Annotated in this window: 8 protein-coding genes; 6 read left to right on the forward strand and 2 right to left on the reverse strand. The window is 42.6% G+C overall.

Features of this window, described 5'->3' with window-relative positions; translation table 11 throughout:
- Position 1: 1 nt before the first annotated feature.
- The 5 genes from B9T19_RS02545 (at position 2) to B9T19_RS10825 (ending at position 15715) form a co-directional block, all read left to right on the forward strand.
- The gene (locus tag B9T19_RS02545; protein ID WP_158214334.1) at positions 2-11830 is read left to right on the forward strand and encodes an autotransporter outer membrane beta-barrel domain-containing protein; all 11829 of its coding nucleotides are present in this window, start codon (positions 2-4) and stop codon (positions 11828-11830) included.
- A 560-nt stretch (positions 11831-12390) separates the two neighbouring features.
- A complete protein-coding gene (locus B9T19_RS02550) occupies positions 12391-13383 on the forward strand; it encodes an ABC transporter substrate-binding protein (RefSeq protein ID WP_094567015.1) in 993 nt (330 codons plus the stop codon).
- Between the two features lie 29 nt (positions 13384-13412).
- Positions 13413-14237, forward strand: a complete 825-nt coding sequence (locus tag B9T19_RS02555) for an ABC transporter permease (RefSeq protein WP_233146770.1) — start codon at positions 13413-13415, stop codon at positions 14235-14237.
- Complete coding sequence (locus B9T19_RS02560; RefSeq protein ID WP_094567017.1) at positions 14231-14986, forward strand: ABC transporter ATP-binding protein; 756 nt, start codon at positions 14231-14233, stop codon at positions 14984-14986. The genes B9T19_RS02555 and B9T19_RS02560 overlap by 7 nt, the downstream gene beginning before the upstream one ends.
- Positions 14987-15232: 246 nt before the next feature.
- The gene (locus B9T19_RS10825) at positions 15233-15715 is read left to right on the forward strand and encodes a SprT family zinc-dependent metalloprotease (protein WP_094567363.1); all 483 of its coding nucleotides are present in this window, start codon (positions 15233-15235) and stop codon (positions 15713-15715) included.
- Here B9T19_RS10825 and B9T19_RS10550 read toward each other — a convergent pair.
- Both B9T19_RS10550 and B9T19_RS10555 read right to left on the reverse strand, forming a co-directional pair.
- Positions 15712-15876, reverse strand: coding sequence for a hypothetical protein (locus B9T19_RS10550; protein ID WP_158214335.1), 165 nt, complete (start codon positions 15874-15876; stop codon positions 15712-15714). The two genes, B9T19_RS10825 and B9T19_RS10550, sit on opposite strands and share 4 nt — an antisense overlap.
- A 199-nt stretch (positions 15877-16075) precedes the next feature.
- Positions 16076-16243, reverse strand: a complete 168-nt coding sequence (locus B9T19_RS10555; RefSeq protein ID WP_158214336.1) for a hypothetical protein — start codon at positions 16241-16243, stop codon at positions 16076-16078.
- Positions 16244-16594: 351 nt separating this feature from the next.
- Here B9T19_RS10555 and ttcA point away from each other — a divergent pair, with 351 nt between their 5' ends.
- Positions 16595-17452 (forward strand): tRNA 2-thiocytidine(32) synthetase TtcA, encoded by an 858-nt coding sequence (ttcA, locus tag B9T19_RS02570; RefSeq protein ID WP_094567018.1) that lies wholly within the window; start codon positions 16595-16597, stop codon positions 17450-17452.
- Positions 17453-17470 lie beyond the last annotated feature (18 nt).

Here is a 17470-nt window from a genome sequence, read left to right on the forward strand (position 1 = left end):
TATGAATCGTAATATTTATAAAGTTGTTTGGAATAAAGCATTAAGAATATGGGTTGTTGCTTCTGAGTTGGCGAAAAACAAATTTTCACGGACTACTTCGGTGAACACTACAAGTTCTTCATTTACTTTTAAAAAGACCCCGATAGCGACCCTACTTACCTCATTAATGGTGCTAGGATTTCCGACGTTCAGTTTAGGAATAGAGTTGAAGGATATTCTTGCATCGGGGGTCACTGAAATGGATATTGGTAGTAACACTGTCACTTACACTACTAAAGATCAATTAGTGATGGATAATCAAAAATTGAAGTTGAATTTTGATGTAGGTAAACCTTATGCATATCTTACGTGGAAATATGAGGCGGGAAGTTCAGATAATACTGTTAATTTAAGCTTAAAAAATAAGAGTGAATTAGTTTTAAATGGTGAGTTTCAATCACTCATCGGTGAAGGCTCCGGGAATTTTTATACTAAAGTTGATGATAGTATTCTAACCGTCAATAACTTTATGTATCTTGGCAGAATTAGTAGTTATAACCCAGATAAGAAGTACAATAATTATATCGTTGAGATGACTAATGGTGGGGAGCTCAATGCAAGTGCTGTAGTAATCGATCTCTACGGTGCGATTACGCTAGAAAATTCGATACTTAATACTAAAAAAACGCGAAGAAACACGGTCTATTATACCTATGATTATCGTGATGAAGTAAAAGGTACGATTCATCTAAGAGGTAATTCTGCAATTAACATTAATGATCTTGAACATGTTAAAGAATTAACGAACTGGGACAGTTATTCTGATATTTCAAATGATAATCTACATCTGAAAACGACAGGCATAAATAATAAATATAATTTTTTAGCAGGTCGATTAACTGCATTCACCGCAAATCCAGACTTTAATGCCAAATTTGTGCTTGGAAGTGATGTTGATGTTGCAGTTGGGAGCAATGGGGTAAAACCTTATTCTGCAATTTTACGACTCTATCGAAATGATGCTTATGGATCCGTTGACATCACAATGCATGATTCTGCATTGATTGAGTTAATGGGCGATGGTAGTGGGGGTAAGGAGAATCCTGTCCAATCAACACTGTTGAATAAATTGATCGGTAATGGCACTGTCACCGTTCGGGAAGATTATCTCTTTAATAAGGCTCAAGATCAGTTCAAAGGTCTTCTCCATATTATGGAGGCAACAGACCCTGTGGTAGTTGAAAATGCTTCTGGGAAAAAGGTGACATTTGATTTTGCCCATTCTGCCGGTACAGCAAAAGTGGCAGTAAATGATGCTTTAGGTACCGTTGGAAGTACGGTGATTAATGATCACAAATTGATTTTTGTAGATGGTAAGATTTCTCATTTTGTCAGTAATCTTGAAGGAAAAGGAGCAACAGAAGTTGGTGAAAATAACATTGTCGCATCAGGAGATCATGATCAATTTACAGGGGTATTAGATCTTAATAATGTTGACGGTAGTTGGAATGTAAGTCGTTCAGCAGGAGATTATAATATTAATTATGCGCTTGCTGGTAAGGGGGCGATGAATATTGGTGTAGAGAACAATATTTATTTTAATAATACGACTGAAAAACAGGATTTTACTGGTATTTTTAATGTTACAAAAGGGAATGCTGTTTTAAATAAAAAGGCAGGATATGCCCTTAACCAAGCAACGCTGAATATTAATCAAGGTACTCAAGGAACCGTAGAGGATGATGTTACGGTGGGTACATTGGGATTAAGTGATGGAAAACTTGTTGTTACCCATGATCAAAATAGTGAATTTAATCTTATTACAGCCACCGAAGGTATCACTCTGACGGGTAACAATAAGGTGGAGATTGCCAATAAAGATCTTTTAGGAAAAAGTTCGGCGATCAATAATATCAAACCGACAGGAACACTCCTCGATCAGCAGAATCAAGTGGTGACTGGTGAGACCTTTGCACTAGGTAAAACTGAAGGAGGTCGAGAGTCGCTCACATTAGTCGATAGTGCCGGTAATGCGATAACTAATGTGGTTAAAACTTCTAAGCCTATTGTTGGGCAAGAGAATAAAGGAACCGCCTTTTATGATTATAGTCGCCTTGTTGCCGATGATGCGGGAATTCATGCCGGGTATGGTTTAACAGCGCTCTCGGCTATTAAAGCGCAATCAGTAACGATTGATAGTGGGAATACAACAGAGCAGAATCTCTTTGTACAACTCACCGGCGATGGTGGTTTTACCTATACTGGCAATCAATTAATAACAGTGACCAATAGTGAGAATGATTATCTTGGTGATTCCATATTAGATAATGGCTCAGTGGCATTAGGCGCGAATAATGCCCTTGGATTACAAGGAGCCCTCCTATTAATAGGAAAAAGCAACCTCGATTTAGCCTCTTTTGCACAGAGTGCAAGTTTCACAACAGTGGCGCAAGATTCAATCCTTAATCTCAATAGCGGTACGCTCAATCTGACAGATCATCAAGCGAGCCTGATTGATGGACAGTTACAGGGTGGAAAAGATTCGAGTTTAAACCTCAATCAAGGCGCTTTAACCGTTAATTCCAGTAACGGTGCATTAGAAGCCAATATTAACCTTGGGTCCAATGTAACCGCAATGATTGCAAAAACGGATGGTTTAGGAAAAGGAAACCTCAATCTTGCAGGTAGTAATAAGATCGCAATCAATGGTGCCGGCGATTTTGCTAATCGTGTGCAGGGTGACAGCTCTAACCAACTCAATATTAATGCGACAGATGGGGCAGTCACGTTGACCGCGGATAATAGCGATTATGCCGGTGAGCTCAATATTGCCGAGAAAGCACAAGCGAACGTCACAGTACTTAATAATATAGGAACGGGGATTCTCGGCGTTGCAGGTATTTTACAATTCAATAGTGGTGTCAATGGTGATCTTAATAATGCCTTTAAAGGTGCTGGAACCGTCACATTAACCGATAATCAACTAGCGATTAAAGGGGATCATACAGGCTTTACCGGTACGGCAAGAATAGGTGAAAAAGCCACTTGGAGCGTTACCCAAGCGGGTGATTATGATATCAATTATGCGCTCTCGGGCAATGGAACGGCGACGGTGAATGCCGGTGGGATGATTGCGCTTAAAAATGCCGGAGATCAATCTTTTACCGGAACTTTTGATGTGACTAAAGGGCAATTACAGCTTGATCAAACGGGTTTTGATGTTTTAACCAATGCCTCTTTAGGCTTAAAAGGGGGACAGGCGAATGTGATGCTTGATGGGCAGAAAGTGAAGCAGTTAACCTTTAATAACGGCTCTCTCTATCTTGCTCCCTTTAATAATGGAGAACGATCCAATCATCTCTATGTAACGGATGGGGTAAAACTTGTCGGGCAAGATAACTTGATTAAAGTCGACTCTGCGAAATCAGTGGAGAAGCACGATATTGATTGGGGCTCGAGTTTTGTTGGAAAACCCTCTTTTATTGATCAGCAATTTGGGGTGATTGGGGAAACGCTTGTTTTTGGTAAGGTGGATAAAACTGCCGGCACGATCTTCTTGGCAGATAAAGATGGGAATTATATCCGTGCAGAAGATGTGGAAATGAGTGACCGGGTGCTTCAAAGTGGGAATGGGAAAGCCTACTATGGTTTTAATGGGCTCTTATCTAATGATGAAGGAATCCATCTCAACTATGGGTTAGCCGTATTAGAAGCTTATCAAGCTAAAAATATCGAGGTCTTATCTACCACAGAAAATGTGACAGGAATCTCGAATATTCTCCGCGCTAAACTGACCGGCGATGGGGGCTTTATCTTCAAAGGGGACAAAGCGATCGTCATTGATGGTTTTGCCAATGATTACAAAGGCGATACCAATATTATTGGTGCCGATATTACTGCAAAAAGCCACAATATTTTTGGTCAGCAAGGAGCATTAACGCTGACAACTGAAGCCGGGAAAGGCGCGAAACTCGATCTTGATCAATATACCCAAAAGGTGAGCAAGCTCGATCTTAACGAAGGCTCGGTGCTTAATTTTAACAAAGGAACTTTAACGCTTTTAGATGCCAAAACATCGACAATTGCAGGATCTCTATTAGGCTCTCAAAGTTCTAAACTCAATATCAACCAAGGGATTGCGAATGTTAATTCAAGTAATAGTGAGCTTCAAAGTAGTGTGAATCTTGGCACGAAAGTGACGCTCAATCTTGCAAAAGCAGATGCTTTAGGTACAAGTGCCATTACATTGAATCAGGGCAGTAATACGATTAATCTCAATGCCGGCGGTGAATTTAAGAATCAATTAACGGGCGATGCTACTAATACACTCAATATCAATGCTAATGATGGAAAAGTGGCAGTTGATCTTGTGGCTGACAATAGCGGCTATGCCGGCGCGATCAATATTGCTAAAGACGCTACAGCGAAGGTGAATGCGCTTAATAACTTAGGGACAGGTTTGCTCGGTGTTGCCGGGAAATTAGCCTTCAATAGTGAGGCTTCAGGTGATCTTAACAATGCTTTTGCTGGCGCAGGTACCATTGCACTCGATAGTAATATGCTCAATGTGACAGGTAAACATGATGGGTTTACAGGTCTTCTCGATCTTGTTGAAGGCTCGACCTGGTCAGTGACGGATCAACAAGGTGATTATAATATCAATTATGCGCTTGCGGGCAGTGGCACCATGAATGTGGGTGCCGAGCAAAATATTTTACTTAATAACAAGAATGAGAATCAGAGCTACACCGGTAATTTCAATGTTCATCAAGGCAATTTAGTGCTCAATACCACAGCAGGTTATGCGCTGAAAACGGGTAATGTCCATCTATTAGCCGGCACAAAAGGAACGGTTGAGAATGACTTAATCGTGGGTTCTTTAGAACTTGATAAGAGTACTTTGAAAGTCACCGCAACAGATGGCAAGTTTAATCTTCTCACCGCAACGAATGGTATTGTTCTCGAAGGAGACACGAAAGTTGAGATCGATAATAAAGATCTCTTAGGTAATGCAGAGATTGATACTGATAAAGGATTATTAGATCAACAAAATATCGCCAATCTCGGTGAGCTCTTTGCCAAAGGAAAAACCTCAGGGGATAAAAAATTGATTACCCTGATCGATGCGGATGGTAATGAGATTACCGAAGTCAAGGATATTCATATTCAGCTCAAAGGGCAGGAAATTGCCGGCGATGGCATCTATGATTATACCGGATTAGTCGCTGATGATATCGGCATTCACGCAGGTTATGGGCTCAAAGCGCTCTCGGCAAATAAGGATCACTCGATCAAAATCGATAGTACCGGTGCTGAAGAGCAGAAACTTTTTGTGAAGCTTACCGGCGAAGGGGGCTTTACCTATACCGGCGATAAAGCGATCACAGTTACTGGCGAAAATAATGATTACCTAGGAGATTCCACTTTTGCCGAGGGTCAAGTCGCGCTCGGTGCAGATAATGCGCTCGGTCAGCAAGGTGCATTAATCTTTACCGGTATTAGCAGTCTTGATTTAAGCAAGTTTTCCCAAGTAGCTGATAGTGTAACGCAAAATGAAGAGTCGACAATCAATCTCAATAGTGGTCACTTAACCTTGACTGATCAGCAAGATTCTACTTTTGAAGGCGCTTTAAGCGGAACAGATCAATCTTCCCTCACCGTTGAGAAGGGCGCGTTAAATGTTACATCGAGTAATGCAGAGCTAGCCTCAAAGGTTCATTTAGGTTCTCACGTGATTGCCAATTTAGCGAAAGCAGATGCGCTTGGAAAAGGGAAGATCCATTTAGCTGAAAATAGCGTTATTAATGTCAATGGCAGTGGTAACTTTGCGAATGAGTTAATGGGCGATAGCAGTGCTGCGCTCAATATTCAAGGAACAGATAGTGATGTGACCTTATTAGGTGATAATAGTGCCTATTCTGGAACGCTCGATATTGCCGAAAATGCTAAAGCGAATGTAACGAATCTCAATAACTTAGGTGAAGCGCTATTAGGGATTGATGGCACCTTACACTTCAATGAGGGTGTCAATGGTGATCTCGATAATATGCTAAAAGGTGCAGGAACTGTCACATTAACCGATAATAAGCTTAATATTAAAGGTAATCATGCAGGTTTTACCGGTGTTGCGAATCTTGGTGAAACAGCAATATGGAGTGTGACCCAAAAAGATCCTTACGATATCAACTATGCACTTACCGGTAATGGGACAGCAGTCATGAATGCCGGCGGGATCATTGCGCTTAAAAATGCCGGCGAAAAATCGTTTACAGGGAACTTTGATGTTACTAAAGGACAGCTATTACTGGATCAAACAGGTTTTGATGTTCTCACTAATGCCTCTTTAGGCTTAAAAGGTGGGCAGGCGAATCTCATGCTTGATGGGCAAAAGGTAGAAAATCTAACGTTTAATAACGGATCGCTCTATCTTGCACTGTTTAATAATGGGGATCGGTTAAATCACCTCTCTGTTTCTGAAAAAGTGACACTTATTGGGCAAGATAACTATATAAAAGTTGACTCGGCAGATTCCATTGTGCGTAAAGAATTCGACGAAGATGCACTTGAGAAATTAGAATCGCTCTCCTTTATTGAGCAACAATATGGTATTTCGGGTGAAACAGTTGTTAAAGGTCAAGTAGATAAGAAAAATGGTGCGATTTTCCTTGCCGATAAAGATGGAAACTTGATTGAAGCGAAAGATGTTCCAATGAGCTCCCAAGACTTAAAAGATGGGAGTGGAACTGCATTGTTTGGCTTTAATGGACTTCGTCCCGATGATGATGGCATTCATTTCAATTACGGTTTAGCGGTGCTGAATGCTTTTGAAGATAAGAATATTGAAGTGAATTCAACGAATGAGAATACCACTACATCCAATATCCTTCGAGCGAAATTAACTGGTATAGGCGGATTTATCTTTAAAGGGGATAAAGCGATTGTAATCGATGGTTTTGATAATGATTATCAAGGTGATACCCAGATAATGGGCGCGAATATTACCGCAAAAAGTGACAATATCTTTGGCCATGTGGGTGCATTAACTCTTGGAACCAATGATGGTACCGCGGCAAAACTCGATCTTGATCAATATGCCCAAAAGGTCAACAAGCTCGATCTTAACGAAGGCTCGACGCTTAACCTTAACAAAGGAACTTTAACGCTTTTAGATGCCAAAACATCGATAATTGCAGGATCATTATTAGGCACTCAAGATTCTAAGCTTAATATCAATCAAGGGATTGTGAATGTTAATTCAAGTAATAGTGAACTTAAAAGCAGTGTGAATCTTGGCACGAAAGTGACATTAAATCTTGCGAAAGCGGATGGTTTAGGGGCAAGCACTATTGCATTGAATAAGGGCGGTAACATCATTAACCTCAATGGTGGTGGTGAATTTAAGAATCAATTAACGGGCGATACTTCAAATACGCTCAATATCAATGCGAATAGTAACAAAGTAGCTGTCGATCTCGGTGCAGATAATAGCAGTTACGAAGGCGCGATCAATATTGCTGAAAAAGCGACAGCAAATGTCAATGCACTGAATAACTTAGGAACTGGGGTAATCGGCGTTGCCGGTAATCTTGTCTTTAATTCTGAAGCATCAGGCGATTTAGCAAATAAGTTTAAAGGTGATGGTGAGATTTTACTTAAAGGTAATTCTCTCAATGTGACTGGTGAACACGATGGATTTACAGGCTTACTCAATCTCGCCGATAATGCCACTTGGTCCGTGACTGATCAACAAGGGAGTTACAACATCAATTATGCGCTTACCGGTGATGGTACGATCAATGTTGCTTCTGCAGAAAATATCACTCTTAAAAATGAAACTGAAAACCAAAATTACACAGGGCATTTCAAAGTACATAATGGGAATTTAGTGCTCAATACCACTGCAGAGAAAGCACTGAAGGAAGCTGGTCTTCATCTGTTAGAAGATACCAAAGGAACTGTTGAGAATGCGTTAACTGTCGGTTCTCTCACCCTCGATAACAGTACCCTAAAAGTGACAGACCAAGATGGGAAGTTCAATATCCTCACTGCAAGCGGTGGTATTGTGCTCCAAGGAGATACCGAGATAGAGATCGATAATAAAGATCTCTTAGGAAAAGGGCAGGCAGTTGAGGGGATTCAGCCAGAAGGTACGCTCCTTGATCAACAGAATCAGCTCTCATTAGGGGAAACCTTTGCCAAAGGTAAAACCACCGGCGATCGTGATTCAATCACTTTAGTGGATAGCGAGGGGAATATCGTGAGCGGTATCTTCGATGTCCAAAAAGCGATTGTTGGGCAGGAAGAAAATGGGGTTGCGATCTACGATTACAGTAAGCTTGTTGCCGATGATACCGGTATTCACGCCGGCTATGGTTTAGCTGCACTCTCTGCGAATGTCGATAAAGGGGTCACCATTGATAGTCAAAACTCAACGGAAACAACACTCTCGGTGAAGCTCACAGGTGAGGGAGGCTTTACCTATACTGGCAATCAAGCGATTACCATTACAGGTCAGCAGAATGATTACCAAGGTGCTTCAACGATTAAGGAGGGATCTGTTAATCTCGGTGCCGACAATGCTCTCGGTGAAAAAGGGGCATTGGTTCTCACTGGCGGTGCACTCAATCTTGCGGGCTTTGCGCAACGTGCTGATCAGTTAACGGCTGATGAAAAATCGAAGCTTGATCTTGCAGGTGGTACGCTATCATTGACAAATGGGGCGAATACCATTGCCGGGGATATTACCGGAGATGGTAGCTCAACACTCAATGTGGAAAAAGGATCTCTTAATGTGGATTCAAGGAATGCTAATCTCTCAGCAACTATCAATCTAGGTAGTAAAGTTGCGGCAACCTTAGCAAATGCTGATGGACTAGGTAAAGGTGATATTCATCTCGCCGAAGCAAATAAAATTGATATCAATGGTAGTGGCGATTTTGCCAATAATCTTACCGGAGAAGATGCTAATAATAGACTGAATCTCAACAAAGGAGAGATCAATCTCTTAGGCAATAATAGCGAATATGCTGGAACTATTAACATTGGGAAAGAGGCTCAAGCAAATGTTAATCGTCTGCGGAATCTCGGAACTGGTGTGGTGAATGTAGATGGAATCCTCAAGTTTGACAATAGCACTGTCAGTGGTGATTTTAAGAATGTTTTTGCGGGTGCTGGTACGATCCAACTCAATGGCAATACGCTCAATGTAACCGGCGAGCATGATGGCTTCGACGGGCTTCTCAATCTTGCTGAAGGATCTACATGGTCAGTGACGGATCGGCAAGGAGATTACAATATCAACTATGGTCTTACCGGCAATGGAATGATCAATGTTGGCACCGAAGACACGATCGCTCTGAAGAAAGATCCTGCCGATAATTTTGTAGGCGATTTTAATGTCAAACAAGGAGACTTAGCCTTAGATAATAATGGGTTATCGACCCTTGAAAAAGCATCACTTGGCTTGATTGGCGGTTCTGCGACTTTGATGGAAGATGGGAAATCGCTGAAAAATCTCACCTTTGATCAAGGGGTGATGACGCTTAATACTGTTACAGGGGAGGAGCGTTTCAATCATCTAACAGTCACAGATATTATTTCATTGAGAGGAGATCAGAATAAGATCCAAGTCGATCCCGCGATCATTCCGGTTCACGATAAGGATTTAGGTAATGTCGATCAGAAGATCTCTTTCCTCGATCAGCAGTTTGGAGAAAAAGGAGAGACCTTAATTTCTGGTCAAGTGATCGTCCAAGATAATAATGGTGTGGTCAATCCCGATTTTGAAGCGATCTTCTTAGCAGATAAAGATGGGAAGTTGATCGAATCGAAAAATGTGGGTCAAAGTACCGCGCTTATTCAGAACAATGCCGGTAAAGCCTATTATGGTTTTAATGGCTTGAAGACCGATGAGCATGGAATTCATCTCAATTATGGGCTTGATGAGCTTGAAGCATTTAAGGATAAGAATATTGTTGTTTTATCGGACACCTCAAATGTGAATACTGATGCTCGAGATCTGCGGGTAGAACTTGTTGGTAAAGGTGGATTTATCTTTAAGGGCAGTGAAGCAATCACGCTATCAGGGAATGAGAATAGCTATACCGGCAATACATTGATTGATGGAACATCGATCACTGCAGGGATGAATCATGTCTTTGGACAAGCGGGGAATCTCACAATCTCGAATAAAGGGGCCTTTGATCTCAGTGAGAAGAAGCAGATTGTTGATACACTTGCGATTGAAGAGGGATCAACACTCGATATTCGTCGTGGGGAACTCACTGTCCGTGAAAGTAGTACTCTGAAGGGAGGAACCCTTTTAGGCGCTGCAGGTACCTTTATCTTTGCAGGTAAAAGCGGGGATGAAGAGTTGACGATTGAAGGCATTCATAATGTCGGTGTCGATACGACTCTCCAAAATGGTCGGATCAATATCACTAAAGATGCTCTCTATGGCAATGGTGATGGCAAAGTAACCGTTATGGATAGGGGCGTTCTAGGTGGCTACGGCGCTCTAAAAGGGGATCTCCTTCTACAAGGGCAATTAAATGTTGGCAGTACGATGTCGAGGTCTGTTGGTGAAGCCCTTGGGCATTTTACGGTTGATGGCAACTTCACAGCAGAAAAGGGCAGTCTCATCCTGATCGCAAGTGATGGCAAAGAGGCAGGACGCCTTATTATTACCGGCAATGCTGAAGGGGATAGCTCCTTGCAAGTCAATGATATGCAAGGGCAGGATCTGATCCAACTTGCAGATGGAACGAAGAAGGTAGAAGTGGTGACGATCGGAGGGGATCTCAATACCTTAGAACTCACCCAGAAAGGTCGCGCCGTTCGTGGAGCCTTTGATTACATCTTAAAGAAGGAGGCCGATGGTAACTGGTGGTTAGTTACTCTCAATGAAGGGGGTGAAAATCCTGGCGGTGGAGGAAATGGCGGTAAGCCCCTCTATCGACCAGAAACAGCGGCTTATACGGGAGGATTGGATGTGGCAAACCGACTCTTCACCCATCAGTTGGCAGATCGAAACTATCTTGACCCCTCAAGTCGTCTCTGGACCATTATGGGCGGTGATTTTGGGAAGTTTTATGATGATGGAAAACATAATCGAACCACAATCGACAGCTTCCGCATGATGCTCGGGGGTGATATTGTGCAGACTCAGATCGAAGAGATGCCGGTCAAAGTTGGACTCTTTGCTGCATATGGTCATAGCTCGATTAAGAGCCGTCAAGCAGCAACAGGACTTTCGGCAAAAGGGCGCAGTCATGGGTTTGGCCTCGGTCTTTACGCCACATTAGGGGATAAGGTGACAGAAGGTCTCTATCTTGATGGCTCGATACAATATGTTCACTTTAGAAATAAGATTTCTGGAGATGAGCTTGTTGAAGAGACCATGAAGACTAAAGGCTTGATCACTTCTCTTGAAGGGGGTTATACCTGGCAATTGGCGGAATCTCTCTATCTGCAACCTCAGGCACAAATTACCTGGATGGGCGCGAAGATGGATAGCCTGACAGATCACTACGGCACTCATATCTCAGGTAGTAAAAATAATATTGAGACCCGCCTAGGTGCGCGACTCTTTATGGAGAAGACGTTAGAGAGCGGTCATCTTGTGACCCCTTATCTTGAGCTTAACTACTACCATAATTCTAAACCTTTCTACACTTACTTTGATGAGACGAAGATTGAGCAGAAAGGGACACGGAATGTGGGGGAGATGAAGCTTGGATTTGAGGGTAAAGTGGAAAAAGATCTCAATATCTGGGGTGAAGTGGGCTACCGTAAGGGTTCAAATAGCTACCACAACACAACGATCTCCGTTGGGCTTCGTTACGATTTCTAATGAGATCGGAAAGAGATCGGAAGACTTGTGATTGATCGTTACTTGATTGTTACTTGATCGTCACTAAGGGTCGATCACCAGAAGTTGCCTAAAGGCGTAATGATCCTTCGTAAGAGAGAAGAGCCGGTAGTGATGCTATCGGCTCTTTTTTATGAACGAATGTGATCGATTGCCATTCGATCACATTCGATTGCCATTAATTTCCATTAATGCAATTGTTGCAATTGTTGCAATTGTTGCGCTTGTTAGGATTGTTACGATTGATTCTATGATTGGCAAGGATCGATAGCGATTGAAAATAGAGGAAAAAGATTGACACTATTTGGGAATTGTAATACTGTATCACCACGGTAGTACAGAGAGGTGAGGGTTAAGCTTAGAACACTCAAAAGAACCCTTAAAAGAAGATTTGAAAGAAGATTCTAGAGAAGATTCAAAAAATTTAAGCTTAAGCAGAAGATCTTTAAGCTACTCAATAATATAAAAGCAGTACTAAAGCCGTTTTAAAAGAAGCATTAAAGTTTCAAAAAACGGAGGCAAAATAATCATTAGGAGCGATCATGAAAAAGTTACTTGCAGTGCTATTAAGTGCCACATTGGCAACCGGAATCTCATTGGCAGATGAGATGAAGAAGGTCTATGTTAATCAAATTGTAGAGCATCCGGCACTCGATGCCACTGCAAAGGGCATTCGTGATGGTCTTAAGGAGCGAGGATATATTGAAGGGGAGAATCTCGATTTTATCGTTGAATCTGCTCAAGCAAACGTGGCGTTAGCGGCACAAATTTCAACGAAGTTTGTCGCACAAAATGCAGATGTGACGGTCGGGATTGGTACCCCTTCAGCGCAGAGTTTAGTAAAACCTGCAATGGAAGGAAAAACAAAGATGGTCTTTAGCTCGATTACCGATCCTGTCGGTGCGAGCTTAGTGCCGGCGCTTGAAAATGGCAATAATAATGTGACAGGAATGTCTAATTATGTTGATGTTGCGCCGCAACTGGCCATGTTTAAAGAAGTTCTCCCCGAGATGAAGAAGATCGGTTTTATCTATAATCCCGGTGAAGCAAACTCCATTACTCAATTGAAAGATCTTGAAAAAGCAGCACCCGATTTTGGTTTAGAGGTGGTAACCCAATCGGTCAACCGTACAGCAGATGTTCCTCAAGCGGCAACACGCCTTGCAAATCAGACAGATGCGATCTTTATCTATGGCGATAACACCGCACTTGCAGCATTAGAGAGTATTGTTATTGCCGGTATTAAGGCGGGTAAACCGGTCTTTGTTGCAGATACGGATGCGGTTCTTTCAGGTCCTTTAGCGGCACTCGGTCCTAATCAATATCAGTTAGGGATCGATACTGCCGAGATGATTGCAGATGTTTTAGATGGTCAAGATATTAATACGATCCCGGTAGGATTTCCTGATAAGATGGAGCTCGTTATTAATATGGATACCGCGAATAAGCTAGGTTTAACACTTCCTTCTGAAGTTGTTGAAGCGGCTGCTGTCATCATTAAAGATGGAAAAGCGGAAGCCGTTCAACAAAACTAGGAAATAGGATGAGTTTAAGTGAATTGATTATGAGCCTGGAACTCGGGCTCATTTATGGAATTGTCGGAATGGGGATCTACCTCACTTTTAGAATTATCGACTTTCCAGATCTAACCTGTGATGGTAGCTTCGTGTTAGGAGCTGCCATCTCTTCCGTTTTAATCAAAGCGGGTGTTGATCCCTTTCTATCCTTGGTCTTTGCGCTTATCGGTGGGGCGCTTGCGGGGGCATTAACGGGGATCTTAAATAGCTTCTTTAAGGTAACCGACCTTCTCGCCGGTATCCTTGTGGCATTTATGCTCTATTCCATCAATCTTCATGTGATGAATGGGACGCCCAATATCTCTCTATTGATGTCACCGACCATCTTTATTACCAATAATTTAGTGGTCCTCGGAGGCATTGCGATTATTCTGATCGCGCTCTTTAGTTACCTTCTCAATACCGATTTAGGGCTCTCCATCCGTGCAGTAGGTCAAAATAAACGACTCTGTCTTAATGGGGGCGTTAATGTCAAGTGGATGGTGATTTTAGGCGTTGCGATGGGAAATGCGCTGATTGCAATGGGTGGCGCACTCTTTAGTCAGCAACAAGGATTTACCGATATCTCTGCCGGTATCGGCACCATTATTGCCGGTTTTGCCGCGGTGATTATTGGGGAGAGAATCCTTCCTTTTCGCTCGATGTGGATTAAGTTATTGAGCTGTATCGTCGGTTCGATTGTCTACCGTATTGTCACCGGTCTTGCGCTCCATGCTGAATTCCTCAACCTGAAGAGCTACGACTTCAACCTGATCGCCGGTCTTTTGATTATTATCATTATGGCGATGCCGGGAGGGAAGCGTCGATGCTAAAGTTAGAAGGGATTAAACTTGTCGTCGGCAAAGGCACGCAACTTGAGCGGACAATCTTAGAAGATCTCTCTCTTGAGGTTAAAAAGGGGGAATTTGTTGTCATTATCGGTGGAAATGGTGCCGGTAAATCGACGGTTTTCAATACCATTTCTGGTTTTATGAAGCCGGAGAAGGGCAAAATTTTAATCGATGGTGTTGATGTCACTAAGAGTTCTCAACAGGAGCGGGCAAAATGGGTCTCTATTGTGATGCAAGATCCCCGTGTCGGGACGATGGAGAATATGACCATTTTAGAGAATATGGCTTTCTCCTATAAGCGTGGTGGACGCCGAGGCTTCTCTCTCTTTAATAATCGTGAGCGACGCCATTTCTTTCAAGAGAAGTTAGCGCTTCTTGATATGAATTTAGAAAATCGACTCAACGAGACCGTAACAAATCTCTCAGGCGGTCAACGCCAAGCATTAAGTCTTGTGATGTCGATTGTGGCAGAATCTAAGATTTTATTACTTGATGAGATTACAGCCGCGCTCGATCCTAAAATTGCAGAAAATGTGATGGCATTAGCGGATAAGTTAGTACGGGATCAATCGCTCACCTGTGTTATGATTACTCACAATATGGAGCATGCGATCCGTTATGGTGATCGCACTATTCTTCTAAAAGATGGCAAGTTCCGTAAAGAGTATAGCCGTGCAGAGAAGGAGAATCTGACGGTCTTCGATTTAACACGAGAGTTTACCGATCCTTAATTGCGACGATATCGAAGGATCGATAGATAGCATAATATCATGAGAGAGAAGATAGAAGTTATTGGTCAATCCCTACTATTAGACGCCTCTTCAGATGGAGAGGCGCTCTTGCTTTCTCTATTAGAGAAGGTGAAGTCAGTTGAAGCGACTGCAATGGCGACGCTTGCGGAGCGATTGACCTCCAAAGAGTTTAAGCAGTTACAAAAACGGATTGGCAAATTACATAGCGCTTCTCAATCGCGCTGTATGGCAAGCTCCTTTCGTGCGCGGATTGCGCCTCGTTTGGCAATCGCTACTAAAGATCTCTATCCTAAAATCTCGTTTCATCTTCGTGGTAAGAGTGCCGGAACTGCGCATCTTCAGCGTTGGGAGCTCCGTTTTAATCCAATACTTTTAGCTGAAAATGGTCAAGCCTTTATCGATGAGGTGGTTCCCCATGAATATGCTCATCTCTTAGTCTATGCTTTAGCCGGCGATGTTGCTCCACATGGTGCTGAATGGCGCTGGATGATGGAGGAGGTCCTAGCGGTGCCGGCAAATAGAACGCATCAATTCTCCACAGAGAATAGTCGTACGCGGCGATATCAAAAGTTCTCTTATCATTGTAGTTGCCAAACGCATCAGTTAAGTACAATTCGGCATAATCGACTCTTACGAGGCGAAGCACAATACCATTGTAAAAAATGTGGTGTAGCTCTAGTAAGAGCAGATGACTCCTCCACTTGTTAAGACTTTGTAACAAAAGAAGCTGAACGCTGCCGGATCTCACTATTGCGCTCTTCCATAAACTGCGCGCCGGCAGTTGGCGATCTCTTATCACCGATGATTTTATGGTTGATTGAAGCAAAAAGGCTGTTGAGTTGCCGGATCTCACTATCGCGCTCTTCCATAAACTGCGTGCCGGCAAGGGGTGATTTCTCTATCGCCGGCAGATATTGTTTAACTGCTGTTTAAGAACTGTTTAAGGACCGTTTAAATCATATTTAATTATTTTCTCGGCATCAAGGATGCCAACCTGCGGGCATACGGTCGTGATAAGAATGAAATCGTTCTCTCCCGCGGTTCCAAAAATCGTCTTAGAGGATATTCTTAGAAGATATCAATTAAAACAGAAGCTGAACGCTGCCGGATCTCACTATCGCGCTCTTCCATAAACTGTGCGCCGGCAGTTGGCGATCTCTTATCACCGATGATTTTATGGTTGATTGAAGCAAAAAGGCTGTTGAGTTGCCGGATCTCACTATCGCGCTCTTCCATAAACTGCGTGCCGGCAAGGGGTGATTTCTCTATCGCCGGCAGATATTGTTTAACTGCTGTTTAAGAACTGTTTAAGGACCGTTTAAATCATATTTAATTATTTTCTCGGCATCAAGGATGCCAACCTGCGGGCATGCAGGAGTGAAAAGAACGAAATCGTTCTTTCCCGCGGTTCCAAAAACTATCTTAGAGAATATACATTAACAAACAAAAGTTGTTGAATTGCCGGAGAGCACCTCTGCATGCTTTTATTAATCTCATGCCGGCAAGGGGCGATCTCTCTATTATCAGTAATGGAAATTATCGAGGATAGGCTATACAATAACGAACAAAAATTATAGCAAGGGGTCAATACCGGTGAGTCTATCCGTTTCTGAGAAAAAGTTAGAAAAGCGTCTCCGTCGTAATGTGGGGCGCGCCATTATGGATTATCAGATGATTGAAGAGGGGGATCGCGTCATGGTCTGCCTTTCAGGAGGCAAGGATTCTTATGCGCTCTTAGATCTTCTCTTAAAATTGCAGAAGCATGCGCCGGTCAAATTTGAGCTCTTTGCCGTCAATCTTGATCAGAAACAACCGGGATTTCCAGAGGAGATTTTGCCCAATTATCTCCGTTCTATTAATGTCCCTTTTGAGATTTTAGAGCAGGATACCTATTCGGTGGTACAACGCCTTATTCCTGAAGGGAAGACTACCTGTAGCCTCTGCTCTCGTCTACGTCGGGGTGTGCTCTATCAATATGCGAAAGAGAAGGGCTTTAATAAGATCGCGCTTGGTCATCATCGTGATGATATTGTGGAAACACTCTTTATGAATCTCTTTTTTGGTGGCGTTTTAAAAGCGATGCCCCCTAAATTAGAGAGTGATGATGGAGAGAATATTGTCATCCGTCCGCTGACTTACTGTAGTGAGAGCGATCTGATTAAGTATGCACAGTTGCGCCAATTCCCTATTATTCCATGTAACCTCTGCGGTTCACAAGATGGATTGCAACGGCAGAGTACAAAGCAGATGTTAGCTGCATGGGAAGCGGAATATCCGGGCAGAATTGATTCGATCTTTCGTGCGATCACTAATATTAAGCCCTCACAACTGGCCGATCCCCATCTCTTCGACTTTAAAAACTTCCTTGTGAGAGGTGGAGTAGAGCCTACGGCTCTTGAACGAAAAGAGCTCGGAATTGACCCCGAGAATAATTGGTTACGTTAATTTTAATTCTCTTTAGAC

Source organism: Ignatzschineria sp. F8392 (assembly GCF_002252045.1).
Classification (GTDB): domain Bacteria; phylum Pseudomonadota; class Gammaproteobacteria; order Cardiobacteriales; family Wohlfahrtiimonadaceae; genus Ignatzschineria.

Bases quoted from the DNA above. Each gene is read 5' to 3' on its own strand.
- B9T19_RS02555 (WP_233146770.1), top strand. From the start codon at position 13,413: ATGAGCCTGGAACTCGGGCTCATTTATGGAATTGTCGGAATGGGGATC.
- B9T19_RS02560 (WP_094567017.1), top strand. From the start codon at position 14,231: ATGCTAAAGTTAGAAGGGATTAAACTTGTCGTCGGCAAAGGCACGCAA.
- B9T19_RS10555 (WP_158214336.1), bottom strand. From the start codon at position 16,243: ATGGAAGAGCGCGATAGTGAGATCCGGCAACTCAACAGCCTTTTTGCT.
- B9T19_RS10550 (WP_158214335.1), bottom strand. From the start codon at position 15,876: ATGGAAGAGCGCGATAGTGAGATCCGGCAACTCAACAGCCTTTTTGCT.
- B9T19_RS02550 (WP_094567015.1), top strand. From the start codon at position 12,391: ATGAAAAAGTTACTTGCAGTGCTATTAAGTGCCACATTGGCAACCGGA.
- B9T19_RS10825 (WP_094567363.1), top strand. From the start codon at position 15,233: ATGGCAAGCTCCTTTCGTGCGCGGATTGCGCCTCGTTTGGCAATCGCT.
- B9T19_RS02545 (WP_158214334.1), top strand. From the start codon at position 2: ATGAATCGTAATATTTATAAAGTTGTTTGGAATAAAGCATTAAGAATA.